We start from the raw sequence: 25,489 nt of genomic DNA on the forward strand, positions 1-25,489 counted from the left end.
GTCCTCCTTCTCAGTTCTCGGAGTTGACGGTGAACTTCATCGAAGCTGACCGTTGTGGATTGGGTTCATGACGCACCGCCCAGCCAGGGGTGGGGTTGCCGGATCCCTGCACGGTGGCCGGATCGGTGCGCTCGGGGATCATCTCGATGGCATGGACCGGGCACTGGTCGAAGCAGGTGGCGCATCCAGTGCACTTGTCGTAGTCGAACTCGTAGCGGTGGCCCTTGCCGAGCTTGATGATGGCGTCCTCGGGGCAGGAACCGTAGCAGCCGTCACACTCGAAACAGTTGCCGCAGGACAGGCATCGTCCGGCCTCGAAGTGGGCCTGCTCCTCGGTGAGTCCACCGACGACCTCGTCGAACCCGACGCGCTGGGTCGGGTCGAGTTCGGGCTGGTTACGACGCAGATGGTCGCCGAAGTACCACAGATTGAGGTCGTTGAAGCCCACCGTGGTGTTCTTGGGCGCCGGGTAGGCCTCCTCCCGGCGCAGCCACAGGTCGATCTGGCGGGCGGCGCGCTTGCCGTGGCCCACGCCGATGGTGACGGTGCGCTCGCTGGGGACGGTGTCGCCGCCTGCGAAGATGCCGGGCACGTCGGTCATGAGGGTGGAGGGATTGACGTCGACGACGTCGTTCTTGAAGCGCAGTCCGGGCAGCTTGTGGAGGAAGCCGGTGTCGGCCTCCTGGCCGACGGCGAGGATGACGGTGTCGGCCTCCAACTTCTCGAAGCGGCCAGTACCGTGGGGCTTGCCGTCCTCGTCGAGTTCCATGATCTCGACGGTGAGGTCGTCGCCGACCTCGGTGATGGTGCGCAGCCAGCTCATCTGCACGCCCTCGCGTTCGGCCTCGGCGCGCTCCTCGTCGTGGGCTGGCATCTGCTCGGCGGTGCGCCGGTAGACCACGATCGACTCCTCGGCCCCGAGTCGCTTGGCGACGCGGGCTGCATCCATCGCGGTGTTGCCACCGCCATAGACGGCGACGCGGCGCCCGATGAGGGGCTTCTCGCCGGAGGAGACGTTGTGGAGGAAGCTGACGGCGTCGACCATCCGGGAGGCGTCGACGGTGGGGATGTCGACGCGTTTGGACAGGTGGGCACCGATGGCCACGAAGATGGCGTCGAAGCGGCCCTTGGCCTTCTCCTCCATGAGGTCGTTGACCGGGTGGTTGAGGACGATTCGCACCCCTAGGTCGGTGAGTCGCTTGACCTCGGCATCGAGGACCTCGCGCGGCAGCCGGTACTCGGGGATGCCGTAACGCATCATGCCGCCGACCTTGTCGCCGGCGTCGTGGATCTCGACCTCGTGGCCCAGCATGGCCAGGTGGTAGGCCGCCGACAGGCCGGCGGGGCCGGCGCCGATGATCATCACTCGGTGGCCCGACTTCTCCGGAGGCGGGTTGAAGCTCCAGCCCTTCTCGATGGCGAGGTCACCCAGGTAGCGCTCCACGGAGTGGATCGAGACGGCGCCGTCGAGGTCGGCACGGTTGCAGGCCACCTCGCAGGGGTGGTAGCAGACACGACCGTGAATGGCGGGGAAGGGATTGTCGGCGGTGAGCTGGCGCCACGCCTTCTCCTCCTCGTGGGCCTTGATGAGGCGCAGCCATTCCTGGATGTTCTCTCCGGCGGGACACCCGGCGTTGCAGGGGGGGAGCATGTCGAGGTAAAGGGGGCGGCGGGCACGAACCGGGGCGACGCGACCGGCGGTGCGTGCCAGGTCAGGGCGTTCGGTGAGGTCCTGTTTGTCCCTCACGACATAGCCGTGGGGGTCGATGGCGGCCTCGGGGCCTTCCTGCGTGTCCGGCGGATTGACCGGGGTGTCCGTGCTCATTGCCTGACTTCTCCCTTGTGGTGACGGGGTGGCCGGGCCAAGCAGGGCGGTGGCCACCGGTGGTCGTGGGGGCCCAAACTCGGCCGCGTCGGTGAGTGGATCAAGCGGTGTCAATGACACCTGGCTCGGTCCACTACGGTCGATAGTAGACCCTCGGTGGGAGGGTGTGCACGATCAGGGGAGCACAATGCAATTGTGTGCAGGGAGGCTTGCGATAATCCCCCCCGTTCTGGGCCCGAGGCCAGGCGTGCCCCGAGGCGGCGGCAGTATCAGCGCAGACCACCCTTGGTGAGGCGTCTACCGGCCATGCGACGGGATGCCGCAGGATCGGCCGCGTCCCAGCGGCGCCGTGCTGTCACCTGGGCGGGCAATCTGACCTGTCCAGCTCGGCCTCCAGTCGCTCCAGTTTGGCTGTCATCTCGCCGCTTCTTCCTGGCCTGATGTCGGCCTTGAGCACCAGTGACACTCGGGTCCCGTACTGGCCGACCGCCTCGGTGGCACGCTTCACCACGTCCATCACCTCCTCCCAGGAACCCTCGATCTCGGTGAACATGGAGCTGGTGCGGTTCGGCAGGCCGGACTCCCTGACGATGCGCACGGCAGCCGCCACGGCGTCGGCGACGCCGCCGTCCTCGCGGGAGGCGCGACCACCACTGGGAACAAGACTGAATGCAACGATCATGTGTCTAGCCTGCCTCGTGGGGCGCCAGGGGGAGGGCAGAGTCCAAATTGAGTTCATCTTGACCTGTGGTCGAAGCCGGGTCGTTGCCGTCCTGCGGCCTTGCAGTGGTGCGACGAGGGGCTCAGCGCTGAGTCACGCTTCCAGACGAAGTCGTTGCGCTCCGGCTCAGTCAGTCGGCCCCCAGGAGGGTTTCGTAGGCGTTGCGAATGTGGGCCTCGGTGGCTTCAGCCGCCCGAACCGGGTCGCCGTTCTCGATCGCGGTGAGCATCTCCTCGTGGTCGCAGACCAGGCCGTCACGCCATGTCTCCCAGCCGACGAGGGAGTGCTCGGCCTCCAAGATGGGGCGGTGGACGGCCTTGCGGATGGCCACCGTCAAATCGCTCATGAGGCGGTTGTCCCCGGCCTCGGCGAGGGCGACGTGAAAAGCGGTGTCGAGGGCATTGAAGGAGTTCGGCTTCAGGGCCCCGTGCATCTGACCGAGGAGGTTGGTCGCTCGTGCCAGCGGTCCAGGGGCGCGGACCTTCGCCGCAGCCGCGCAGGCTGCCTTCTCCAGGGCCACTCGGGTTTCGGTGAGGTCGGCGAATGAGACGACGTCGAGGGCCAGTTGCAGGCGCAGGATGCGGCCCATGGCGTCGGAAGGATGCGCGTCGACGCGAGTGCCGTTGCCTCGGCCAGTGCCCGAGGTGAGGATTCCTTGGGCCTCCAAGGCGCGGATGGCCTCCCGGACGGCTCCCCGACTGACGCCCAGGGTGGCGGCGAGTTCTCGCTCCGGGGGCAGGCGCGAACCATTGACCCAGGTCCCGGTGAGGATCTCGTCATCGATGTGATGCATGACGACGGAGAATCCGCCCGACTTGGTATCAGTGTCAGCGCCTGAGCCGGGGTTCGATCCTGACGCCCAGTGTCCGGGATGTGCGCCTGGCTGGTTGGCTTGCGTGTCGCGGGTCTGTGTCATGGCTGGGATCCTCGTCAGTGAGTCGCTTCATCGTCACCGAACATGCATCGTATGGCCAGCAACGTCGTGAGGAGGAGTGGGTGCTCAAAGAGGACCTTGGAATGGGTCTTGAATTTAGGCAAACCTTATTTTTTGCACAGATGGCTGACCGTCCGTTCATCAAATGAAAGGAAGTTCTTGACGTTTGTAAGTAATGGTCCTACCGTACTATTGGTCGGACCAAATTGGCCCGATATTGCCAACGGTTCGCCGACCGGAGGCAATGGTTGAACAACGGAGTTCTTCGATGGTTCTTCTCCAGACCTTCACCCCATCGGCCAACCCGCTGGGGGCACAGTGGCTCTCGGCCCTCCTCGCCGTGCTGCCAGTGCTGGCCATGCTCATCACCCTTGGCGCGCTGCGCTGGAAAGCGCATCTGGCTGGCCTCTTCTCGTGGGGCATCGCCCTCATCGTGGCAGTCACCGCATTCCACATGCCGATCGGCATGGCATTCTCCTCGAGCATCCAGGGATTCCTCTACGGTCTGTTCCCGATCTCGTGGATTCTGCTGGGCGCCATCTGGATGTACCAGGTGACGGTCATCTCCGGGCGTTTCGACGACCTGCGTCGCACTTTCTTCCTCATCAGTGACGACCCGCGCGTCCTCGGCATCCTCATCGCCTTCTGCTTCGGCGGTCTGCTCGAGGCTCTCGCTGGATTTGGCGCCCCGGTCGCCATCGCGGCTGCCATGTTGATCGCCATTGGCTTCGGCAAGCTCCGCGGTGCCGTCACCGCCTTGGTCGCCAACACTGTCCCGGTGGCCTTCGGCGCTGTCGGTCTGCCGGTGCTCATGGCTGCCAAGACCGGTGGTCTGGACGTCTCGATGGTCGCCCCGGTGACCGCTCGGATTTGTGCCGTCCTCTGCCTCGTAGTCCCCTTCCTCATGCTGGCCATCATGGACGGTCGCAAGGGTGTGCGTGAGTGCTGGCCGTTCGGTCTGTTCGTCGGCATCGTCTTCGGCGTCACCAAGATCATCGTCGGTGGTACCCCGGTCTACAACCTGACCGAGATCTTCGCCGCCGTCGTCACCGTCGCCCTCTCCCTGCTCTTCCTCAAGGTCTGGAAGCCGAAGGGTGGCCGTGAAGCCGCCGAGCGCATCGGCATCCCGATGGACCCGGCCATTGAGACCGAGCTCGTGCAGGCTCAGGAGGTCGACACCTCCGACCTCACCGGCAACCGTATCTTCATGGCCCTGGTGCCCTACATCCTCGTCATCGTGGTCTTCGGTATCGCTGCCATCCCGGCCGTCAAGGAGGGCCTGAAGGCCGCCGACACCAAGATGGCCTGGCCTGGCCTGGCCGGCCTCATGACCACCGGTGGCAAGGCCGCGGCCCACCAGTCCTACACCTGGCAGTGGCTGTCCCAGCCGGGTTTCCTGCTGGCCATCGTTGCCATTCTCGTCGGCCTCATCTACAAGGTGTCCCTCCCCGACGTCTTCACGGAGCTGTGGGTCAACGCCAAGAAGATGAAGTTCTCGATGCTGACCATCGGTCTGGTAGTCGCCCTCGCCTATGTCATGGGTGACTCCGGCCAGACGCTGGCCCTTGGTATGTTCATTGCTGGCGCTGGTGCGGTCTACCCGTTCCTCGCCCCGATCCTTGGCTGGATCGGTACCTACGTCACCGGATCTGACACCTCCGCCAACATCCTGTTCTCCGGCCTGCAGAGCAGCGTCGGTCAGCAGGTCGGTGCCGGATCTCACCTCGGTGTCGAGGGTATGCGGCACCTGCTGGTCGGCGCCGGTGCCTCCGGTGGTGTCGTCGGTAAGATGATCTCCCCGCAGTCGCTGACCATCGCGGCCACCGCGATTGGCCTGGCTGGCGGCGAGTCGATCATCCTCCGCAAGGTCTTCAAGTTCTCGATCATCCTGCTCATCCTGATGTGCATCCTCGTCGGCCTCATGTCGACCCCGGTGCTCGGATGGATGGTTCCCTGATTCTGCTGACGGTTGACACCGCCTGGCATCCGTTCCTCATCAATGGAGGTCACCATGACAACCACTACGAGCCCTGGTACCAGGGCCGCCTCGCCCGGCTTGCCGGGGGCGGGCATGACCGTCGGGCTGTTCATCACGTGCATCAATGACGTGATGTTCCCCCAGACCGGCGTGGCCGTCACCACTCTGCTGGAGCGTCTGGGCTGCAAGGTCGAGTTCCCGCGTGAGCAGACGTGCTGCGGCCAGATGACGACCAACACCGGATACTTCGACGAGGGTGTTCCCACCGTCCGACAGTACGTGCGGGCCTTCGGGGGCTACGACTACGTGGTTGCTCCGTCCGGATCCTGTGTCGCCGCCGTCCGTGATCAGCACCCGATGCTCGCCGAGTACGCTGGTGATTCCGGACTGCTCAAGGAGGTCGAGCACACCAGCCAGATCACCTATGACCTGCCGGAGTTCCTCGTCGACATCCTCGGCGTCACCGACGTCGGGGCGTACTTCCCACACCGAGTGACGTACCACCCGTCCTGCCACGGCAAGCGTCTGCTCAAGCTGGGGGATCGTCCCTACGAGTTGCTCAAGAACGTCCGCGGCATGACCCTGGTCGACCTACCGATGGCCGAGCAGTGCTGCGGATTCGGCGGAACGTTCTGCATCAAGAACCCCGACATGAGCGCGGCAATGGCCAACGACAAGGCCCGTCACGTTCGTGAGACGGGGGCTGAGTACGTCGTCGCCGGCGACAACTCCTGCCTCATGAATATTGGTGGTGTGCTGTCGCGTCAGAACTCGGGCGTCAAACCGATTCACATCGCTGAAATCCTCGCCAATACTGAGGAGGACTGACTCATGAGTACCGAATTGCGTCGCGTCACCTATGGAAACCACGGCGTCGCCCGGCTCACTCCGGCCCCCGACAAGCCTGGTTCGTACATGGGTATGCCGAAGTTCTCGAAGGCCGTCAAGAATGAGCTGAACCTGTCGGTGCAGCGCAAGAACATGCGTAATGCCACTACGACGATTCGCAACAAGCGTGCCATGCGTGTCTCCGAGTCCCCGGACTGGGAGGATCTGCGTAATGCCGCCGAGGCCATCAAGAATCGTGTCGGCCGGCACCTGGATCACTATCTGGTCGAGGCGGAGAAGAACCTCACTGCCAACGGCGTCCACGTTCACTGGGCCCGCGATGGTGAGGAGGCGAACCGCATCGTTGCGCAGATCGCCAAGGACAAGGGGGTTGACGAGGTCGTCAAGATCAAGTCGATCACCAGCCAGGAGACTGACCTCAACGAGTACCTCGAGGAGCAGGGCATCGCGGCTTGGGAGACCGACCTGGCCGAGCTCATCGTGCAGCTCGGACACGACCGTCCCTCCCACATCGTGGTGCCGGCCATCCACCGCAACCGTGCCGAAGTCCGCGAGATCTTCCTTCATGAGATGAAGAACTACGGTCGTCCCGCCCCCGAGGACATCTCGGAGAACCCGCCGGAGTTGGCCAATGCTGCTCGTCTGCATCTGCGCGAGAAGTTCCTGCGCGCCGAAATGGCGGTTTCGGGTGGCAACTTCGTGCTCGCCGATACCGGTTCGCTGGTGATCGTCGAATCTGAGGGCAATGGCCGGATGTGCCTGACCCTGCCCGACACCTTGGTGTCCATCGTCGGCATCGAGAAGGTGCTGCCGAGCTTTGACGATCTTGAAGTCTTTCTCAAGCTGCTGCCGCGCTCGGCCACCGGTGAGCGGATGAACCCGTACAACTCGGTGTGGAGCGGCGTGACCGAGGGTGATGGCCCGCAGGAGCAGCACGTCATCTTCCTCGACAACGGTCGTACCGACGTCCTGGCCGACACGCTTGGTCGTGAGGTGCTGCGGTGCATCCGGTGTGCCTCCTGCATCAACATCTGCCCGGTCTACGAGCGTGCCGGCGGTCACGCCTACGGCTCGGTGTACCCCGGACCGATTGGTACTGTGCTCAACCCGCAGCTGCGTGGCGTCGAGCACCCGGTTGACCGGGGCCTGCCGTACGCCTGTTCCCTGTGTGGCGCCTGCAACGAGGTCTGCCCGGTGAAGATCCCCTTCACCGACATCCTCCTTGAGCTGCGCAACAAGGCCGTCGAGTCCGAGAAGGCCGACAGGATCCCGCAGGACTACGAGGTCGCCGGTGAGATGGGTCTTATGAAGACCGCGTCGTGGGCGTTCAGTGACTACAAGCACTTCGAGGCGATCCAGGTTGGCTCGCGCGGTGTGGGACGTGTCCTGCGTGGCAAGAAGATGGGACCGGTTCCGGTGCCGGTGGCTGAGCGGTGGCTGAAGTACCGCGACGTCGACGCGCCACCGACCGACACGTTCCGCACCTGGTGGAAGAAGAACAGGGAGGAAAAGCGATGACCACCATCAGCACTGATCCGGTGGCGCGTACCGAGATCCTTGCCCGGATTCGTCGCGCCAGCTCGGACATCACCACGTCCGATCCGGTCGCCGATGTGCCGATCGACTGGGAGTACGGCACCGGTATCGAGATGGATGACGTCGTCGGTACCTTCGTCGAGAAGGTCATCGACTACAAGGCCACCGTGGTGCGAGTCAAGGGGGCTGATGTTCCCAAGGCCGTTGTTGAGGGGCTCAAGGCCACCGGGGCCGAGCACAGCGCAGTCGTGTCGGTCGGGCTGGACAAGTCTTGGGTCGAGGCGATCGAGGGTGCCGGTCTTGACGTTCGCGTTGACGATCCTCAGCTGTCCAAGCAGGAGCTCAACGGCACCGACGCCGTCGTCACTGCCTCGGCAGCCGGCATCGCCGACACTGGTTCGATCGTCCTGACTCATGTCGAGGACCAGGGGCGTCGAGCCATCACCCTCGTCCCGGACCGCCACGTGTGTGTCATCAAGGCCAGTCAGGTGGTTTCTGATGTTCCCGAGGCCATCCAGATCGTCAAGCCGGCGGTCCACGAGGGCCATCCGTTGACCTTCATCTCCGGTGGCTCGGCAACCTCCGACATCGAGTTGGCACGTGTCGATGGTGTCCATGGGCCCCGTCAGCTCTACGTCATCGTCGTGGACGATCAGTAATGGTGTAGCCGTCAATTACTTCCACTGGATTGAGCAGAGAGCCAAAACATAGCTCAGTCGATTCTTCGAATCTCATGGCGCTCCGTGACAGGAGTAGGGGACGAGTGGTAAGGTTTGGCTAGGGTTGTTTCACACCGGTGAAACCCAAGTACTCAAAGGAGATTATGATGCTTCTTTCGAAGCAAACTTCCAGAGTAGCGGCAGTTGCTGCGGGTCTCGTTGTAGCTGCATCTGTGGCAGTTCCGGCATTCGCCGAAGGCAGTATCAACAGCCACATATCGAATGGGAGAGTGGGATTTGAGACTCGAAGCTGGTGGGACGGCGATTCTGATGGAGTCTCAACTAGCGTTTCACACTATTCCAAGTGCAACGCCAAATCAGTGAGCTATGAGCTCATGCATGAGTATTCGTGGCGTCCTGATGCTAAGTTGGGTACTAAGACGCTGCCATGCTCAAAGACGGGATCGCTGTACTGGGGACGTCAAGTCAAGGGTGACTACCATGTGGTCATCCGCGGTATCGGGGGGAAAGCTTCGGTCTCGGTCAACGACTTCCGCATTAAGTACTGACAATTAGTGGCCATGATCATCGGTGACGTCTCTTTCTCCTACCGGAGAAATCATGAAGTCTTGCATGGTGTGAATACCGAGTTCACGCCGGGTAGGACGGCATTGCTTGGTCCTAATGGGGCGGGTAAGTCCACCCTGTTTGCGCTGTGTTCGGGAGTCACGGTGCCTCAGTCAGGGAAGATCACGTTGGGAACCGGTGAGGCTTCGTCTCGGACGTTGCGTCGGCGCGTGGGATTCATGGGCCAGGCCGTCCGGCCCATGCCGGGACTGACAGTGCGCGAGCAGGTGACGTACTGCGGGTGGCTCAGGGGATTGAGCGTTCGTGAGGCTTCCGTCAAGGCTGAGCGGGTGATTGAAGACGTCGATCTGATGGAGAAGGCCGACGAGCGCTCCTCCCAGATCTCGGGTGGCCAGTTGCGCCGGGTGGGCTTGGCTCAGGTCCTCGTTGGACAGCCAGAAGTATTGCTGCTCGATGAGCCGACTGCTGGGCTCGACCCGGCTCAGCGAATGCGTTTTCGTGAGGTTCTTGAGCGAATTCCAGATGACCGGGTCACCGTCGTCTCAACTCATCAGGTTGATGATCTCGCTGACGGGTACGACAGGGTGATTGTCCTGTTCTCGGGGCGCGTTGTCTTTGATGGGACTCCTCACGAGTTCCTCGATCTCGCACCGGAGGATTCGCAGCATCGTGCTGAGGCGGCTTATCTGGGACTGGTGACCGGCGAATGAGGTTTACGACACGACTGCGAACTGCGCCTGGGATCTGGCTGGCACCTCTCGTCGCGCTCGTGTTCATCATGGTCGACCAGAATGCTTCTAGCGAGCCGTACTGGCTTGCCCAGATGGTTCAGGACACGGCCAGGGTCATGGTCGCCAATGGGCTATGTGCTTTTGCGGGTGCTTTGGAGGGTAGACGACTTAAAGCTGTTGCCCTTACGGGTAACCGAGTGAGGCCGTGGTGGCGTGTGTTGGCGGGGCCCATAGTAGCTTCGGCGGCAGTAACTACCGTGCTGACGGTGATCTTCATGGTCAAGCATGGATTTGCCTCCCATCCTTTGGGGTGGGCCATCCTCGGCGTGACCCTGTTGTCGGTGTGGTCCTGGACGATTGTCGGGGTCGCGTTGGGGATCTGGCTGCCCGTTGCCGTGGCCGCGCCATTGGCTCTGGCGATACCCGTCGCGTGGATGATCTTTCCGCCTGGGATGTCGATTTACTGGCTCCGTCACCTCACTGGCACGTGGATGAGCTGCTGCACCATCACGCAGACACTGAATCCGGTCGTCGTGACAGGAACCCTGGCTGTTCAGCTTGGTCTTCTGGTCGGAGGTGTCATCGCTGCATCGGCCCGGGTGGCACGGCGTGGACGCTGGCTGGTTCTGTGCCTGGGAGTGTTGGCCCTCGTCATGGGGTTCGTCGCCGGCGCCGTCCAGGTCAGAGGTCTCAACGCCTTTCCGACCCTTGCGCGTGAAACTGCCGTGAAGTGCCACGCGGTAGACGACGTGGGCATCGACCTGTGTCTACTCCCGGAGCACGAATCTGAGCGGACGACGATCGAGGCAAGCGCCAAGCGTGTATTTCCAATCTGGAGGCGTGCCGGAATAACTCTCCCGGATGTGTATTCCGAGCAGGCCCTTCCAGGACGCACGAACGTCGTCGACCTCAGTGTTGCCTCAGGGATGACGGGAGAGTCGGAAGTCGTTACCCGCCTCGCGGCAGCTACGGGAAGCCCGTTCTGCTCGACCCCAGATGACGAGGGGACTCGGCCCATCGAGATCATCCAGTACAGCGGTCGTATTGACGCGTGGCTGCGGCAAGTGGCGCATGCGGCTGGCGTTGAGGTTACGCAGGCGGGGGTAGCGGCAGATGATTCTGCTTGGGCCACACAAATGCGGACCAAGGACGCCGCGGTTCAAGCCAGTGCAATACGGAAGATGCAGGAATACCTGCGTGGGTGTCCTCGGTGAGGTACTGGTTCCGCAATCGGATGGCGGGATTCCAGCTTGCCGTGACCGGTGTCCTCGCGACGGTGTGTACTCTCACTGACCCGGGGGAGGTGGCCGTGCCTCCCATTTTCGGCAGTATCAGTGCGGTGATGGTGTTGAACAACGTGTTCGGCCTGGTACTTGCGATTATCTACGCTGTCGGTCTTGCTCGGGCTGATCTGACTGTCGAGGACAGATCCTTGCGTGGCACGGGGATTCTTGACGCCAGCTTGGGGGTAGCGATGTCAGCGATCATGCTGCTGGGGCTCCTCGGCGGGCCAGGAAATGCCAGTGTTGTTCGCGATGTTCCGATACTCCTTGGCATCACGATGGTCGCGGCCCGCTGGATGCCGCGCAGTCTGGCCTCACTGCCTTCCATCGCGTATTTCTTCGTTGGCCTCCTAGTGGGTCGCAGCTACGACGGCGAAACCTGGTGGAACTGGTCAGTGTCTAGTCCATCGGGATGCGTGAGCCAGGGATGGATTATTTCCTCGGTTGTCCTCGGGGTGCTTGCCCTCGTGATTCCGACTCGGAGAGTTCGGCAACATTTCGGCGCGGATGCCGATTGAGCAGCCGTGGGGTCGGGTCACCCTGTGAGTTGTTTTCTTGACGGCGGATCGTGTCGCAGAAAACCGATGCTGATCTGTCGTTGCTGACTAGTCATCGGCTGCTGCGACGCTCGTGCCACTGGCATTTGGACTTGGCAACCGACGTGTGTGGTAAATCGGTAGGGAATTGGGTCTCATGCCAGTTAAGGTGGTAATGCTGGGTTTTGTGCACCGGATTTCCACGGCAGGGGTCGGGGATAACGCGGCGCCTCGGTGGGCACGGTTGGCTGGCGGGGTGGCGTGGCCTGTGACGAGGATGCGGACGGCTGGACCAGCGCCGTCACCTGATGTGCCACACTCGGTCACACCGGGCCATGACAGCGGGATCGTGGGTGATGACAAGTTTGGCGGCTTTGGGGGTGGACGCCCACAGGTCATCCATGATGACGGTGGCCGTCTCGACGTCGAGGTGCTCACTCGGTTCGTCGAGGATGAGGACATCATGGGCCGAAGGGTCTTCGGATGTGTCGTGGTTGACGAGCACCCTAGCCAAGGCGAGCCTTTGTGCCTCGCCACCGGACAAGGTTCCGCCGTCTTCGGCCACGACCCTTTCCGGCGGGATGGTCAATCCGGCTCGGCCCAAGGCCGTGACGACCTCCGACTCGGTGGCGTCCCTGCACCCGATGCGCACGTTCTCGCTGATCGAGGTCGCGAAGACATGAGCGTTCTGGGCCAGGTATCGCACCCGTCCGGTCGTCGTCACGGAACCGGCCAGCGGCGGGATGAGTCCCATGATGGTTGCGGCGAGGGTCGTCTTGCCGATACCCGACCGCCCGACGACGGCCACCGATTCCCCGGTAGCAACCGTCAGATTCACATCGGACAGCACGGGGTGGCCACCCGGCCACCCGACCGTCAATCCGTCGATGACGAGGGAGGGCTCCTCCTCAGATGCCCCGGCGGTGGGGGAGTCTCCTGTCCCGACTTGCGGGGCGTCCAACACCTCGACGACCCGCAGTAGTGCTGCCTTGGCACGGGTATGAGTCTGGGCGGCCCCCGTGAACGCTCCGAACACCTCGTGGAGGGCCAGTGGGGTCAGCACCAGCACAGCCAGGATTCGCCCACCGATACGCCCGTCGGCAACCGCATTGCCACCGATCCATAGGGCCGAGACGACTGCTAATCCGGCTGCCAGGATCTGACCTGCGGTGCCGAGACCTCGTCCCCATGCCGCTCGTTGCTCGGCGGTGCGCAACCGGGAATCGACCTCCAATACATCGGCCAGGATCGCGTCCTGAGCTCCGTAAGCCACCAGATCAGGGGCGCAATGGGCCAACTCGCGAGTGCGGTCGGCCAACTGACCACGCAGCGGCACCAAGGAGGAGTCGGCAGCCCGGGACAGGCGTTGGGTGATCGCCGGCATGACGACGGCCGCCAGTAGGGCCGACAGCAGTAGGACCGCAGCCGAAGCCAATGAGAACCGGGCCAGCAGGACCGTCGTGCCAATGATGACGAGACTTGACGCGCACGCCGGAACGATCACCCGCACGACCATGTCCAACACCGCGTCGACGTCGGCAGTAACCCGCACTAGCAGGTCACCCCGGCGACGTCCCAGCAGGGTGGTACGTGAAAGCCGGTCGTAGACCCGCATCCGCAATGCCCCCTGCATCCGCAGAGCCAGGTCGTGGCCTACCAGACGTTCGGCGTAGCGGAAGACACCGCGGGAGATGCCGAAGAATCGCACCCCGACGGCTGCGGCCTCCAGGTATAGCACTGGTGGCATCTCTGCGGCTCGAGACAGCAACCACGCTGACACACCCATGAGGGCCACCGACGCCCCGGATGCACATGCGGCGAGCAGGGTCGATAGGACGAGTAGCCAGCGACCTCGCGGGACATCCTGCAACAGAGTCTTGAGCAACTGAGTGGTTCGCGCGTTCATGCCAGCACCTCCAGGTCGACGACCACGTCAGCTGCCGCGATGATGTTGCGACGATGGGTCACGACGAGCACTGACGCTCCCGAGGCTCGCACCGCGTCAAGGACCGTGGCCTCGGTGGTGGCATCGAGACCTGCGGTTGGCTCGTCGAGGACCAGCAAACCGGCCCTGGCCTGTTCGACTCTGACCAAGGCACGTGCCAGGGCGACGCGACGTCGCTCGCCGGCCGACAAACCCTCGGCGTCGTCGTCAACCCGCTTGTCCAGCGGGATGGACACGGCACCACAACGATTCAGGGCATCGCGAAGCACAGCGTCGGGGGCCCCTGGGTATCCCAGCTGCACATTCTGCGCCACCGTCCCGGCCATCATCGCGGGAGCCTGGGGCACATAGGCCAACTGACGACGCCACGCCTGCCAGACGGACTCGTCGGCCCCGACGAGCTCGTGGTCACCGACGAGGATCGACCCGGAATCGGGGTCGATGAATCCCAACAGGCATGACAGGGCGGTCGTCTTGCCACCACCGGAGTGTCCGGCCAGGGCGACGAGGTTCCCTGGATCAATCCGCAGGGACAACCCATCCGGCGCCGGGCGATCGGCGCCCTCGTAGGTGTGAGTCAACCCACTGACGACCACCGGAACATCCCTCGGTGAGGGCATGTCGACGTCGCTGCCAAAATCCATCGGTCGTCCCGACTCGATGAGACCGAAGGACACCTCGGCAGCGGCCATGCCGTCGGCGGCGTCGTGGAAGAGGGCGCCCACCTGCCGCACTGGGAGAAAGACCTCGGGGGCGAGGATGAGGATGAAGAGGGACGTGCGCAGGTCCATGCCACCGGCGGCCACCCGGAAACCGACGGTGACGGCCACCAAGGCCACCGACAGGGTTGCCAGCAACTCGAGGACGAAGGAGGACAGGAAACTGATGCGCAGGGTGCGCATCGTCTCGCCGCGGTTGGCCGCCTCGGTGCGGCGCAGACCCTCGAGCTGGGCGTGGGCTCGTCCGAAGACCTGCAGAGTCGGCAGCCCAGCGACCAGATCAGCGAAGTGGTTGGCGAGTCGGGTGGCTACCTTGAACCGTTTCGCTACGGCCGCCTCAGTGCGCCAGCCAATGAGGGCCATGAAAACGGGGATGAGCGGGATCGTCACGACGACGATGATGAGGCTCGTGATGTCTTGGAAGCCGATGGCGGTGGCCAACACCACCGGAACGATGACGGCCAGTACAAGCTGCGGAAGGTACTTCGAGTAGTAGCCGTCGAGGGCGTCCAGACCTGTTGTCACCAGGCTGATGAGGGTTCCCGATGGCATCGTCGCGTCGGTGGGACGCGACAACCTGGCTTGCAGGATGTCGCGCCGCAATTGCGACTTGACTGACGCTGAAGCTCGATGAGCCAGGGATTCTTGCAGCCAGGCGAGGCAAGCTCGACCACAGAACACCGCCGCAAGCAGTCCGCACCAGATTGCCACGCCGTCGAGGCGATGGGTGGCGAAGACCGACGAGATGCCGCGGGACAACAACCAGGCCTGCGTGAGGATGAGCAGGGCCGTAGCCACACCGACCACGCACAGACCCGCAAGGAAGGGGAGAGTGGCCCGCGCCCGGCGAACCAGGCGCGGGTCCAGCGGAGCTGCCACGGATCAGACAGCCACCGCGGCGTCCGGGATGGCGTCTCGGGTGAGGCGCTTGCGGAACACCCAGTAGCTCCAGATCTGGTAGGCCAGCACGATCGGCACGAAGACGCAGGCGCTGATCGTCATGATCTTCAGGGTGTAGGGGGTCGATGAGGCGATCCACATGTCGAAGGGGATCCCCGACGGGCGGTACCCAAGGTTGCCGTACATGGCGATCATGCAGGCAACGATCATGAGGGCGATGCCCAGCCCGGTGCACAGGAAGGCCAGGCCCTCGCGCCCCTTCGCGACGACTGCAGAACCAGCGGCCAGCAGCGCGACGACGAGCAGGCAGAGGATCCAGGTGAGTACCTGGCGACCATCCGTGGTGACGTACATGATGTTGAACATCAGGGCCCATACCAGGGCGACGGCGGTGGCGATCCACCCCAGCTTGGCCGAGGTCTTACGAGCCCGGTCATGCATGTCACCCAGCGTCTTCAGGGCGATGAAGTTGGCGCCGTGGGCGCAGAAGAGCACCACGAACAGGATGCCGCCGATGAGGGCGAACGGGGTGAACAGGCCCCAGAACGAGGTCGTCACCAGCGGGGCGACGCCACCGTCAGGAGTCTGGTGCGGGCCGACGGCCAGGCCACGTACGAAGTTCGCGAAGCCGACGCCGAGCACCAAGGTGGGCAGGAAGGATCCGATGGTGGCCATCCAGTCGAAGGTGTTGCGCCACCTCGAGGACGGGTGCTTCGAGCGGTACTCGAAGGAAACACCACGGATGATGAGGCCGAGTAGCACCAGCAGCAGCGGCAGGTAGAGGCCGGAGAACATCGTGGCGTACCAGCCGGGGAAGGCCGCGAAGGTGGCGCCACCAGCGGTGAGCAGCCACACCTCGTTGCCGTCCCAGGTCGGGCCGATGGTGTTGACCATGAGGCGACGGTCCTTGTCATCGCGTCCCAGGAAGGGAAGCAGCATGGCGACACCGAAGTCGAAGCCTTCGAGGAAGAAGAACCCAACCCACAGGACGGTGATGAGGATGAACCAGACGATCGTCAGGGGCGAGTGAGCAGCAGTTTCAAGCACAGGAAGCATATCGGTGACCTCCTCAGTATGCGAAGGACACCGCGGTGTCCTCGTCCTCGACAGCAGGCTGACGACTTGGCAGTTCGGGCAGACCCTTCTTGAGGGTCTTCCAGAACAGGCTCACCTCGACGACAGCCAGGATGCCGTACACCACGGTGTAGGCGATGGTCGAGAAGAGCACGCTACTGGCGCTGACACCTGGTGAGACTCCCGCCGTGGTGGGTAGTACGCCGGCGACGAGCCAGGGTTGCCGTCCCATCTCGGAGAAGATCCAGCCGAAGGAGTTACCGAACAGCGGTAGCAGCGGCAGGCAGATCATGACGAAGGTCAGCCAGCCGTGGGGCTTCGGGTTGCGGTCACCGCGCATCGCGATGAGCATGATGAGGCCGACGAGGCCACCGATCATGCCAAGGGTGATCATGATGCGGAAGGTCCAGTAGGAGACCGGGACGTTCGGATCGAGCTTGATGCCATTGGCGTCGATCTTCTGGCGCAGCACGTCCTGGTAGGAGGCCTGCAGAGAGGTCTGCGAATTGTCCCTGCGGTGGTAGGTGTACTCGTGAACCTGGTAGTTCTTGAGCTCGTTGACACCCTTGATGTCCTCGCCCCACGTGCCGGTGCTGAGGAATCCGAGCATACCGGGGATCTTGATGGCCCACACCTCTTCGGAGCCGTCCCGGTTGCCGATGGTGAGGACGGAGAAGTCCGAGGTGTTTTCGAAGGCACCTTCGGCGGCGGCCATCTTCATCGGCTGAGTGTCGGTCATGACCTTGCCCTGGTAGTCGCCGCTGAGCACGATGCCGACGCAGGCGACGATGAGCACCCAGGCGCCGAACTTTGAGGCCCAACGCCAGGTACGTACGGTCTCGACTTCTTCGCTGTCAGAGATCTGGGAGGTGGCACGTCCACGGGCCACCTTGGACAGATGCCAGAAGGCGATTCCAGCGATGAGAGCTCCAGCGACCAGGTAGGAGGCTGACATCTGATGAAGGAAGGTCGACTTGAAAACCGGATTGGCGAGGACAGCACCGAAATCGGTCAACTCGGCCCGGTGGGTTGTGGGGTTGTAGCTGGCCCCGACGGGGTTCTGCATCCACGAGTTGGCCGCCAGGATGAACACCGCAGAGATCATGGTGCCGATGGCGGTCAGGTAGATGCAGGCCAGGTGGACTCCCTTGGGGAGCTTTTCCCAGCCGAAAATCCACAAGCCGATGAAGGTCGACTCCATGAAGAAGGCCACCAAGGCTTCGAGGGCCAGCGGAGCGCCGAAGATGTCACCGACGAATCGCGAGTACTCCGACCAGTTCATGCCGAACTGGAACTCCTGCACGATTCCGGTGACGACGCCAAGGGCGAAGTTGATGAGGAAGAGCTTGCCGTAGAACTTGGTGAGACGAAGGTAACGGTCGTTGCGGGTCTTAAGCCACACCGTCTGCATCACGGCCACGAGCATCGATAGCGCGATCGTGATCGGGACGAAGAAGAAGTGGTAGACCGTCGTGATCCCGAATTGCCATCGGGCGATCAGTTGGGCATCCATGGCGCGCACCCTACTAGTCGTCAGTACCGGTTTGGGCATTCTGGGTCGTGTTGCGTCAAAACGGATGAAAAATCGTGCACCAACGTCTGCCGACAGCGGCGTGGCGAGGCCGGAGGCATGTACCGTTTCCCGCCCCGCTTGCCATGTGTGAGGCCGCATGGATGACTGCGGTGATGAAGAACAGGCACAGGAAGGTGATCGTGGGGGAAGGCCATCGAGCCGCCCACCCACGGTCGGCTGGGGCCGGCCGGACGCTGTGCCCCCTGTGGACACCTGATCCACCGCAGGACCCGTTCCTGGGATCGGGGTTGGCATCTCATTCGGCAGCGGCTGCGTCGAACTGCGCCTGGTAGAGGTCGTGATAGTGGCCTTTGCGCTCCAGCAACTCAGTGTGGGTTCCCTGTTCGACGATGTCGCCGTGCTCCATGACGAGGATGAGGTCGGCGTCCCGGATCGTGGAGAGGCGGTGGGCGATGACGAAGCTGGTACGCCCGTTGCGCAGGTGCCCCATGGCTTCTTGGACGAGCATCTCGGTTCGGGTGTCCACCGAACTCGTCGCTTCGTCAAGGATGAGCAAGTCCGGGGCGGCAAGGAACGCCCTCGCAATGGTGATGAGCTGCTTTTGCCCCTCCGACACATTGGATCCGTCTTCATCAATGACGGTGTCATAGCCGTCGGGAAGGGTGTGGACGAAGTGGTCGACGTGCGCAGCTTGCGCGGCATCAAGGACCTCTCCCTCGGATGCCTCCGGGCGACCATAGGCGATGTTGTCGTGGATCGTCCCGCTGAACAGCCAGGCCTCCTGCAGCACCATGCCGATCCGGGAGCGCAGTTCGCCGCGGGGGACCGTGGAGATGTCGACGCCGTCGAGGGTGATGGCCCCGTCGTCGATCTCGTAGAACCGCATGAGCAGGTTGACCAGTGTCGTCTTGCCGGCACCGGTGGGACCGACGATCGCCACCGTCTGGCCCGGCTCGGCGACCAGCGAGAGGTCGGTGATGAGGGGTTTGTCAGGGCTGTAGGAGAAGCGCACGTGGTCGAAGACGACTCGTCCCTCGGTGGCGGGAAGGCCACCGTCGGCCTCTGTGGACAATTCGTCAGCATCGAGGACCTGGAACACCCGCTCCGCGGAGGCGACCCCGGATTGCAACAGATTTGCCATGGACGCAATTTGGGTGATCGGCTGGGTGAACATTCGGGAGTATTGGACGAAGGCCTGAACATTGCCCAGCGGCATCTGGCCCTTGGCCACGCGCAGACAGCCGATGAGCACGATGACGGCGTAGTTGGCGTTGCCGAGCAGGAACATCACCGGCTGGATGAACCCGGAGATGAAGTGGGCCTTGGCGGTGGCTTGACGCAGCTCCTCGTTGCGCTCGTGGAATTCGTGGGCGACGGCTTGGGTACGGCCAAAGGTCTTGACCAGGGCGTGGCCTGAATACGCCTCTTCCACGTGGGAGTTGAGCTCTCCGGTGGCCTTCCACATCTGGGCGAACTGTTCCTGGGCCTCCTTGCCAATGGCTCCCGCGATGACTCCGGCAATCGGGATGATGACCAGGGAGACGACTGCCAGCAACGGGGAGATCCAGAACATCATGATCAACACCCCGATGACGGTCAGCAGGGCGTTGAGGAGCTGCTGGAGGGTCTGCAGCAAGGTCTGCGAGACGTTGTCGATGTCGTTGGTCATCCGGCTCATGAGCTCGCCGTGGGGCTGACCGTCGAAGTAGGACAGCGGCAGCCTCTCCAACTTGGAACTGACCTGACGGCGCAGGTCGTGCATGGAACGCTGGATGGCGGTGTTGAGCAGGAATCCCTGCAGGAACATCAGCAGGGCGGCGCAGGCATACAGGCCGAGCGCCCAGGCCATGATGACGCCGAGTCGGTGGAAGTCGATGCCGGAACCGATGACGACGTCGGGATACTGCTGCAGCAGGGTGATGATCTTTCCACGATCCCCACCCTGGCCGGTCTTGCCGAGTGTGTCGATGAACTCACCAGCCGGCATGCCGCGCGCTTGCGGGACGTGTGCGCCCAGCTGTTTTCCGACGATCCCGCCGAAGATGACGTCGGTGGCGCGCCCCAGGATCTTGGGACCCATGACGTTGAACGTCACCGAGACCGTAGCCATGATGACGACGATCGTCAGGACGAGGCGATGAGGCTTGAGCTGGCCGAGCAGTCGCTTGAGGGACGGGCCGAAGGAGATGGGTTTCTCGGCGACCCGGCCCCCGCCTGGGCCGCGTCGTGACGAGGCTCGCGCGATCTCGGCATGGTCATTGCGGGTGGGAGCCTTCTCGACCCTGCCGCTCATGCCGCCTCCTCGATGGAGAGCTGGGAGTCGACGATCTCGACGTAGGTCGGGCAGGACTCGATGAGCTCGTCATGGGTTCCCTTGCCGACGATGCGTCCGGCATCGAGGACGAGGATCTGGTCGGCATTGCGGATTGTTGAGACCCGCTGGGCGACGATGAGCATTGCGGCATCGCCCTGATGGGCCTCCAGGGAGGCCCGTAGTCGGGTATCGGTGGCGACGTCGAGGGCGCTGAAGGAGTCGTCGAACACGTAGATCTCGGGGGCTTTGACCAGAGCTCGGGCGATGGACAGTCGCTGTCGCTGTCCGCCGGAAACGTTGGTGCCGCCCTGGGAGATGGTGGCGTCCAACTCTCCGTCCATCCGGGAGACGAAGTCGTCGGACTGGGCGATGCGCAACGCGTTCCAGAGATCCTCGTCGGTGGCGTCGGAGCGGCCGTCACGCAGGTTTGACGCCACCGTGCCGCTGAAGAGGTAGGGACGCTGCGGCACCATTGCGATGCAACCCCACAAGGTTTCAAGGTCATAACGGCGGACGTCGGTCCCGTTGATGCATACGTGGCCACTCGTCACGTCGACGAGTCTGGGGATGAGGTTGACCAGGGTCGACTTCCCCGACCCGGTCGATCCGATGATGGCCGTGGTCGTGCCCCTGTCCACGGTGAAGGAAATGTCGTGGAGAACCGGCTCGCTGGCGCCGGGGTAGCTGAATGTGACGTCCCGCAGCTCCAACAGGGTTGGATCATCAGGCAGGGTCGTCACGGGTTCGGGGTCGATGGTGAGCGACGACGAGGTGTGCAGTACTTCCTCGATGCGGGTGGCGCACACCGAGGCGCGTGGCCACATGACGACGAGCATGACCGCCATCATGACGCTGATGAGAATCTGCATGAGGTATGTGGTGAATGAGGCCAGGACGCCGACTTCGGTCTGCCCGCTGTCAATCCGTGCTGCTGCAAACCAGAACACCGCAATCTGGGACAGGTTCATGATGAGCATGACGAGCGGGAACATCGCGGCCATGGTTCGTCCGACGCTGACCTGGATGTCGCGCAGGGAGGAGTTGGTGGCCTCGAAGCGGACCGCCTCATGGCGCTCCCGGGCGAAGGCTCGCACCACGCGGATGCCGGTGATCTGCTCGCGGACGACGCGGTTGAGGTCGTCGATGCGTTTCTGCTGGCGCTTGAACAGCGGACCCATGCGGGAGACGATGAGCCCCGCGCCGATGCCCAGCAGCACGACGGCTACGGCGATGATCCACGACAGGTGGACCTCGGCCCGGATCGCCATGACGACACCGACGACCATCATGATCGGCGCCCCGATGAGGATGGCCAGGGTCATGAAGACCAGCATCTGCACCTGCTGGACGTCGTTCGTGGTGCGGGTGATGAGGGACGGCGCCCCGAACTGGTTGACCTCGCGGGCGGAAAAGTCGAGGGTGCGGGTGAAGACGGCGTCGCGGATGTCGCGTCCCATTCCCATGGCGACCTGGGCGGCCAGGAAGACTGCGATGACCTGGCAGATCGTCTGTCCCAGGGCGACGGCCAGCATGAGGAGGGAATGCGAGGTGACGTAGCCGGTGTCGACGCGGACGACGCCCTTGTTAATGATGTCAGCGTTGATCGTCGGGAGGGTCAGCGCGGCGATCTGGGCGCAGACTTGCGCCACGACGATGACGGTCACCTGCAGGCGATAGGGCCGTAGATGCCGGGCCACAAGTTGTGTCAGCACGAGTGCTCCTCGGATAGTGACATGTGCAACCGGCGTGAGAGGATCTGCCGAGCGGCACGATCGACACCCTAGAGGAGATGGGCAGTGTTGTCCCGTCGGACGAGTCGACCGGTCGGTAGGCTGTGAGCCACCGAATCTGCTGTGATGTGAGGGGTGATGATGAGACGCACGCTGGCCCTCCTGGTGGCAGGGTTGCTTCTCGTCGGCACAGTTGGGTGCGCACAGACGTTGACTCCATTGGCCAAGCCCAGTCCTGACGATTCGGTCGAGGTGTGGCACCGGATGTCCATGGCGCCTGACCTGCCGAGCCTGGAGAGCGCTGGTGACGAGTATCAGCGTCGCCATCCCGGTGTGACACTCAACCTGCATGCGATCTTCTCGACGACCGACAAGTACCTCACCGCTCTGGAGACGTCGGTCGAGGAGGACAAAGCGCCTTGTATGGCCCAGGTGCCGAGCAGGTCGGTGGCGAGACTGGCCCATGACGGGGTGCTGGAAGATGTCACTCAGTACGCCGAGCAGTATCGCGACAAGTACGAACGCGGCCCGATGTCGCGGGTCACCTACCAGGGGAGGACGTACGGGCTGCCGCTGGACACCTCGCCGCTGGTCCTCTTCTACGATTCCGACGCTTGGTCGGAGGCCCATGTGGCTCCGCCCAAGACCTGGGAGGAGCTCCACGTCGCAGCCACGACTCTGGCGTCCACGGGAAAGGCGGTGTCGGATTTGCCAGTTGAGGAGACCGAGTGGCTGGCTGCGATGTCCGACACAGCGGGATCGCCATGGTTCGTCCCGGTGAATGACACGACGTGGAGGGTTGACATCGATTCAGACGGGGCGCGCAAGCTCACCGACGAGCTGCAGCGGATGGTTGCCGCACAGCAGCTCGTCATCTCCCATGGGTGGGAGTCGGTGCACAGTGATTTCTCATCCGGGAAGATCGTGGGACACATTGGTGCTCCCGCTGATCTTCCTCATCTCAAGACCGCCGTTGGGGCTGGGCAGCATCATTGGAAGGTTGCCTCCATTCCTCCGCTCGAGGGTCATGATTCCCGGGTGTCGTCGTATCAGGGCTCGTCGTGGGTGGTGCTCAAGGGATGCAGGACTGCGCGGCAGGCACTGAGTTTCGCTGATGCCCTCGACAACCAGCCCGAATTGCTGACGGGACGCGGTCTCGTCCCGGCTGGCAAGGCCGAGGGGATGACGACGCCGGCGTCCCTCGAGACCTTGGTGGGCAACGAGGACGTCGTCGGTGACCTCGCTGATCTGGGCCGCAGGATCGACGATGACTCCTCGACCTCTCCGGTGTGGGACGAGGTCGCGGTGGCCTGGCGTCCCAATGCGAAGTTGTGGGGGACGAGGACGAAGGTCAGCGGGAAGCTTCCTGTGTTGGCTTCGACGGCAAGGAGTGCCCTGGCCGCTGGCGGGTTGAAGGTGGCTGAGGGGTAACCCTCGCGAGAGCAGCATTCCGTGACGCAGCCGCACGATGACATCCAGGAGACCGAGAGTTGGGTTGGTCAGCGGTAGGTTTTGAGGGTGGGCTTGATGTCCTCGCTGACCATGGTCTGGTCCTGATATCTGAGCCGTGGCAGATGAGTAATTTCTGACTTCAGCTCGCCCAGTTTATATGGGTGGACTCCGGGATACATATGAATCGACACAACGGATTACTCGACATCAGTAATAATAAATTCTGAGTTTCATTTTGCTCCTCCGATCACTGGTGGATGGTGAATCTGCCGTGCGCATATTATGCACGCGAAGCATGTGGATGAGGCGAGTGACAGTTGTCTGCGCGAGAACGCGGGTATTGGCCAAAGTCAACCTAACATGGCTCAGGAGAGATATTCGCATCGACATCGGGCATGAAGCCACGTGCTGACCTTCACTGCCATTACTCGGAGGAGGTCGCGGGGCGGCGCGGATGATAGCCGTAACTGTTATCGGGTGTGTTGCGCCACCAACCTGCGACAATAGTCACAAAAATACATGCGGCCGATGTGATCCATGAGTAGAAATTAAGGACGAAATAGCTGTAATGGATAGGAGAGTACAATGTGAATGGTATTACAAAAACTGATTGGAATGCAATCTTCTTCCTTGTTGGCCAGTCGATGAGGCCAAGGCCCATGATGACCGGCAACAGATACCAGGGGCGCCCAGGCGGGCCGACGAGGACCAAGGTTGTGAGAGTAATGATCACAATGACTTCTGGCCTGTCCAGGATGCGTTTGAAGACAGCTGTGATCATGATTGCTATCAGTGCCAGAACGCACAGGGGCTTTCCTGCCATATTCCATGCGGAGTCGGTGGTCGGGGCGTATGCGTGAAGTAGTGCTCCGGTCATGGCATAGAGGGACGACGAATACGGCGCGGGATCACCCGTGGGTCTGATCCAATACGCTCCTAGCGGGGAGATCGCAGACAGCCCGATGCACAAGAGGGCAGAACCGGCGCAGGCAATTCCTGAAAAAATGAGTGCACGGAATTGAGTGACCAACTCGCGCGGATCATGGTTGCGATAAATCGACGATGCGACCGGTAGGACGAGCACGATCAGTGCTGTAGGTTTGATCAGCGCGCCACACATGACAACAAAGAATCCTGCGATGGCCTTGAGTTTTGAAGCGCGGTATTGATAGATCAATTCTATTCCGACGGCCGAGATTCCTAGAGCCAATAAATCATTGTGACCATGATTGATTCCGTATACAAGTAGAAAAGGATTGGCGCAGACAAACCAGAATGCGGCTTCAGGTGACGCCTTGGTTCGCGCTGCAATGCGTGGGGTGGCCCATGCCAAGAACAGCCATCCTACAATCCCGAGTATCCGCATGTTCGTCAGAGCCAGCCATGGCTGGTTGAAGGAGAGGGCGACGGCCAGCGCCTGGGTGTACAGCGCCAAGGGAGGGTATCCGACAGTGGTTCCCTTCCATGTATTGGTCCATTCCGTGTACGGTCCTTGCATTGAGCCAGCTGGCAATGTGGTTGGATTTCCGCCATGAAGGACTACCCATCCCTGCTCGACATAGTTGTAAGTGTCATCCCATATCGGTGGAAAGACGGTGAGCAGTAGAATCCATGTGGCAACCAACCACCGGTGGCTTGACTTGCTGGTGTGTCTCAGCAGGATCCATGTGATGTACCAAATTATCGTAAAAAGGGTACATGTGTGTGCGAGTTCTATCCCTGTGTGTCCATTGAAGACACGAAAGAGTTTCCATGCCCCACCTGGTCCATCGGGTATCTTGGGGTTTCCGCTTGGTGAAAGCGCTGCGATATACATGACTGTCAATATTGATAACGCAGCGGAAATTTTCATCCTAGGGTTGTTCCTGAGAGCCGTGTTTGTTTCAGAAAACCAGTTCCTCGGATGTGTGGATGTCTGATGTGCTCGTTGCATGGGGTTTAAACCTCGGTAGGTTGGTTGAGTTGTGCAATATCAAGAGTCTGGTCTCGGGGCGACGACAAGGTCTGAATCGCGATTCTATCGCGGTGGCAACGTCAAAGGCCCGTTGCTCATGCATTCAAAATTGAGATGTCTCGATGGTATCGCCGGGATGTAGGTGACATGGCTCACGCCAGAATGCCAGGTCGTGAGGGTTCCTGTGTGGGATCGTCGTGGGCGGGGCGATACTGCGATGGTTGTCC

19 protein-coding genes are annotated in these 25,489 nt (G+C 62.4%); 9 read left to right on the forward strand and 10 right to left on the reverse strand.

Going from position 1 to position 25,489, the window contains the following annotated elements:
* Positions 1 to 10: 10 nt before the first annotated feature.
* The 3 genes from ACSJJT_RS10700 to ACSJJT_RS10710 all read right to left on the reverse strand — a co-directional run bounded on the left by ACSJJT_RS10700 (position 11) and on the right by ACSJJT_RS10710 (position 3,339).
* On the reverse strand, positions 11 to 1,825 hold the full coding sequence (locus ACSJJT_RS10700) for an NAD(P)-binding protein (protein ID WP_435918259.1): 1,815 nt from the start codon (positions 1,823 to 1,825) through the stop codon (positions 11 to 13).
* A gap of 355 nt (positions 1,826 to 2,180) precedes the next feature.
* Positions 2,181 to 2,507 carry a thiamine-binding protein gene (locus ACSJJT_RS10705; RefSeq protein WP_435918260.1) on the reverse strand — a complete coding sequence of 109 codons (327 nt, stop codon included), beginning with the start codon at positions 2,505 to 2,507 and terminating at the stop codon, positions 2,181 to 2,183.
* 169 nt (positions 2,508 to 2,676) lie between these two features.
* Positions 2,677 to 3,339 (reverse strand): FadR/GntR family transcriptional regulator, encoded by a 663-nt coding sequence (locus ACSJJT_RS10710; RefSeq protein ID WP_435918316.1) that lies wholly within the window; start codon positions 3,337 to 3,339, stop codon positions 2,677 to 2,679.
* Between the two features lie 140 nt (positions 3,340 to 3,479).
* On the opposite strand from ACSJJT_RS10710, the gene ACSJJT_RS10715 reads away from it, so the two are divergent.
* From ACSJJT_RS10715 to ACSJJT_RS10750, 8 genes are all read left to right on the forward strand, one after another.
* Entirely contained in the window at positions 3,480 to 3,629 is a 150-nt protein-coding gene (locus tag ACSJJT_RS10715) for a hypothetical protein (RefSeq protein WP_435918261.1), read from the forward strand.
* 119 nt (positions 3,630 to 3,748) lie between these two features.
* Positions 3,749 to 5,437 carry an L-lactate permease gene (locus ACSJJT_RS10720; protein ID WP_435918262.1) on the forward strand — a complete coding sequence of 563 codons (1,689 nt, stop codon included), beginning with the start codon at positions 3,749 to 3,751 and terminating at the stop codon, positions 5,435 to 5,437.
* Between the two features lie 42 nt (positions 5,438 to 5,479).
* Positions 5,480 to 6,286: a (Fe-S)-binding protein gene (locus ACSJJT_RS10725; RefSeq protein WP_435918263.1), complete on the forward strand. Its 807-nt coding sequence runs from the start codon at positions 5,480 to 5,482 to the stop codon at positions 6,284 to 6,286.
* A gap of 3 nt (positions 6,287 to 6,289) precedes the next feature.
* On the forward strand, positions 6,290 to 7,825 hold the full coding sequence (locus ACSJJT_RS10730; protein ID WP_435918264.1) for a LutB/LldF family L-lactate oxidation iron-sulfur protein: 1,536 nt from the start codon (positions 6,290 to 6,292) through the stop codon (positions 7,823 to 7,825).
* Positions 7,822 to 8,502, forward strand: a complete 681-nt coding sequence (locus ACSJJT_RS10735; protein WP_353663361.1) for a LutC/YkgG family protein — start codon at positions 7,822 to 7,824, stop codon at positions 8,500 to 8,502. The genes ACSJJT_RS10730 and ACSJJT_RS10735 overlap by 4 nt, the downstream gene beginning before the upstream one ends.
* A 581-nt stretch (positions 8,503 to 9,083) precedes the next feature.
* Entirely contained in the window at positions 9,084 to 9,800 is a 717-nt protein-coding gene (locus ACSJJT_RS10740) for an ATP-binding cassette domain-containing protein (protein ID WP_353663606.1), read from the forward strand.
* Positions 9,797 to 11,035 (forward strand): DUF7224 domain-containing protein, encoded by a 1,239-nt coding sequence (locus ACSJJT_RS10745; RefSeq protein WP_435918265.1) that lies wholly within the window; start codon positions 9,797 to 9,799, stop codon positions 11,033 to 11,035. Before ACSJJT_RS10740 ends, ACSJJT_RS10745 begins: the two co-directional genes overlap by 4 nt.
* Positions 11,032 to 11,622 carry a hypothetical protein gene (locus ACSJJT_RS10750; RefSeq protein ID WP_202726555.1) on the forward strand — a complete coding sequence of 197 codons (591 nt, stop codon included), beginning with the start codon at positions 11,032 to 11,034 and terminating at the stop codon, positions 11,620 to 11,622. Before ACSJJT_RS10745 ends, ACSJJT_RS10750 begins: the two co-directional genes overlap by 4 nt.
* A 319-nt stretch (positions 11,623 to 11,941) precedes the next feature.
* Here ACSJJT_RS10750 and cydC read toward each other — a convergent pair whose 3' ends face one another.
* The 6 genes from cydC to ACSJJT_RS10780 all read right to left on the reverse strand — a co-directional run bounded on the left by cydC (position 11,942) and on the right by ACSJJT_RS10780 (position 21,838).
* Positions 11,942 to 13,546: a thiol reductant ABC exporter subunit CydC gene (cydC, locus tag ACSJJT_RS10755; protein WP_435918266.1), complete on the reverse strand. Its 1,605-nt coding sequence runs from the start codon at positions 13,544 to 13,546 to the stop codon at positions 11,942 to 11,944.
* On the reverse strand, positions 13,543 to 15,111 hold the full coding sequence (cydD, locus tag ACSJJT_RS10760; RefSeq protein ID WP_435918317.1) for a thiol reductant ABC exporter subunit CydD: 1,569 nt from the start codon (positions 15,109 to 15,111) through the stop codon (positions 13,543 to 13,545). Before cydD ends, cydC begins: the two co-directional genes overlap by 4 nt.
* 75 nt (positions 15,112 to 15,186) lie before the next feature.
* Positions 15,187 to 16,260, reverse strand: a complete 1,074-nt coding sequence (gene cydB, locus ACSJJT_RS10765; RefSeq protein WP_435918267.1) for a cytochrome d ubiquinol oxidase subunit II — start codon at positions 16,258 to 16,260, stop codon at positions 15,187 to 15,189.
* Positions 16,261 to 16,273: 13 nt separating this feature from the next.
* Complete coding sequence (locus tag ACSJJT_RS10770; RefSeq protein WP_435918268.1) at positions 16,274 to 17,791, reverse strand: cytochrome ubiquinol oxidase subunit I; 1,518 nt, start codon at positions 17,789 to 17,791, stop codon at positions 16,274 to 16,276.
* Between the two features lie 316 nt (positions 17,792 to 18,107).
* Positions 18,108 to 20,105 (reverse strand): ABC transporter ATP-binding protein, encoded by a 1,998-nt coding sequence (locus tag ACSJJT_RS10775; protein WP_435918269.1) that lies wholly within the window; start codon positions 20,103 to 20,105, stop codon positions 18,108 to 18,110.
* Positions 20,102 to 21,838, reverse strand: a complete 1,737-nt coding sequence (locus ACSJJT_RS10780; RefSeq protein ID WP_435918270.1) for an ABC transporter ATP-binding protein — start codon at positions 21,836 to 21,838, stop codon at positions 20,102 to 20,104. Before ACSJJT_RS10780 ends, ACSJJT_RS10775 begins: the two co-directional genes overlap by 4 nt.
* A 156-nt stretch (positions 21,839 to 21,994) precedes the next feature.
* On the opposite strand from ACSJJT_RS10780, the gene ACSJJT_RS10785 reads away from it, so the two are divergent.
* Entirely contained in the window at positions 21,995 to 23,287 is a 1,293-nt protein-coding gene (locus ACSJJT_RS10785) for an ABC transporter substrate-binding protein (protein ID WP_435918271.1), read from the forward strand.
* A gap of 445 nt (positions 23,288 to 23,732) precedes the next feature.
* On the opposite strand, the gene mptB is transcribed toward ACSJJT_RS10785, so the two are convergent.
* Positions 23,733 to 25,241, reverse strand: a complete 1,509-nt coding sequence (gene mptB / locus ACSJJT_RS10790) for a polyprenol phosphomannose-dependent alpha 1,6 mannosyltransferase MptB (protein WP_435918272.1) — start codon at positions 25,239 to 25,241, stop codon at positions 23,733 to 23,735.
* Positions 25,242 to 25,489 lie beyond the last annotated feature (248 nt).

Origin of the sequence: Cutibacterium nasicola (assembly GCF_051303185.1) — a bacterium.
GTDB lineage: Bacteria > Actinomycetota > Actinomycetes > Propionibacteriales > Propionibacteriaceae > Cutibacterium.

Bases quoted from the DNA above. Each gene is read 5' to 3' on its own strand.
- ACSJJT_RS10700 (WP_435918259.1), bottom strand. From the start codon at position 1,825: ATGAGCACGGACACCCCGGTCAATCCGCCGGACACGCAGGAAGGCCCC.
- ACSJJT_RS10705 (WP_435918260.1), bottom strand. From the start codon at position 2,507: ATGATCGTTGCATTCAGTCTTGTTCCCAGTGGTGGTCGCGCCTCCCGC.
- ACSJJT_RS10710 (WP_435918316.1), bottom strand. From the start codon at position 3,339: ATGCATCACATCGATGACGAGATCCTCACCGGGACCTGGGTCAATGGT.
- ACSJJT_RS10720 (WP_435918262.1), top strand. From the start codon at position 3,749: ATGGTTCTTCTCCAGACCTTCACCCCATCGGCCAACCCGCTGGGGGCA.
- ACSJJT_RS10725 (WP_435918263.1), top strand. From the start codon at position 5,480: ATGGAGGTCACCATGACAACCACTACGAGCCCTGGTACCAGGGCCGCC.
- ACSJJT_RS10730 (WP_435918264.1), top strand. From the start codon at position 6,290: ATGAGTACCGAATTGCGTCGCGTCACCTATGGAAACCACGGCGTCGCC.
- ACSJJT_RS10735 (WP_353663361.1), top strand. From the start codon at position 7,822: ATGACCACCATCAGCACTGATCCGGTGGCGCGTACCGAGATCCTTGCC.
- ACSJJT_RS10740 (WP_353663606.1), top strand. From the start codon at position 9,084: ATGATCATCGGTGACGTCTCTTTCTCCTACCGGAGAAATCATGAAGTC.
- ACSJJT_RS10745 (WP_435918265.1), top strand. From the start codon at position 9,797: ATGAGGTTTACGACACGACTGCGAACTGCGCCTGGGATCTGGCTGGCA.
- cydC (WP_435918266.1), bottom strand. From the start codon at position 13,546: ATGAACGCGCGAACCACTCAGTTGCTCAAGACTCTGTTGCAGGATGTC.
- cydB (WP_435918267.1), bottom strand. From the start codon at position 16,260: ATGCTTCCTGTGCTTGAAACTGCTGCTCACTCGCCCCTGACGATCGTC.
- ACSJJT_RS10770 (WP_435918268.1), bottom strand. From the start codon at position 17,791: ATGGATGCCCAACTGATCGCCCGATGGCAATTCGGGATCACGACGGTC.
- ACSJJT_RS10775 (WP_435918269.1), bottom strand. From the start codon at position 20,105: ATGAGCGGCAGGGTCGAGAAGGCTCCCACCCGCAATGACCATGCCGAG.
- ACSJJT_RS10785 (WP_435918271.1), top strand. From the start codon at position 21,995: ATGATGAGACGCACGCTGGCCCTCCTGGTGGCAGGGTTGCTTCTCGTC.
- mptB (WP_435918272.1), bottom strand. From the start codon at position 25,241: ATGCAACGAGCACATCAGACATCCACACATCCGAGGAACTGGTTTTCT.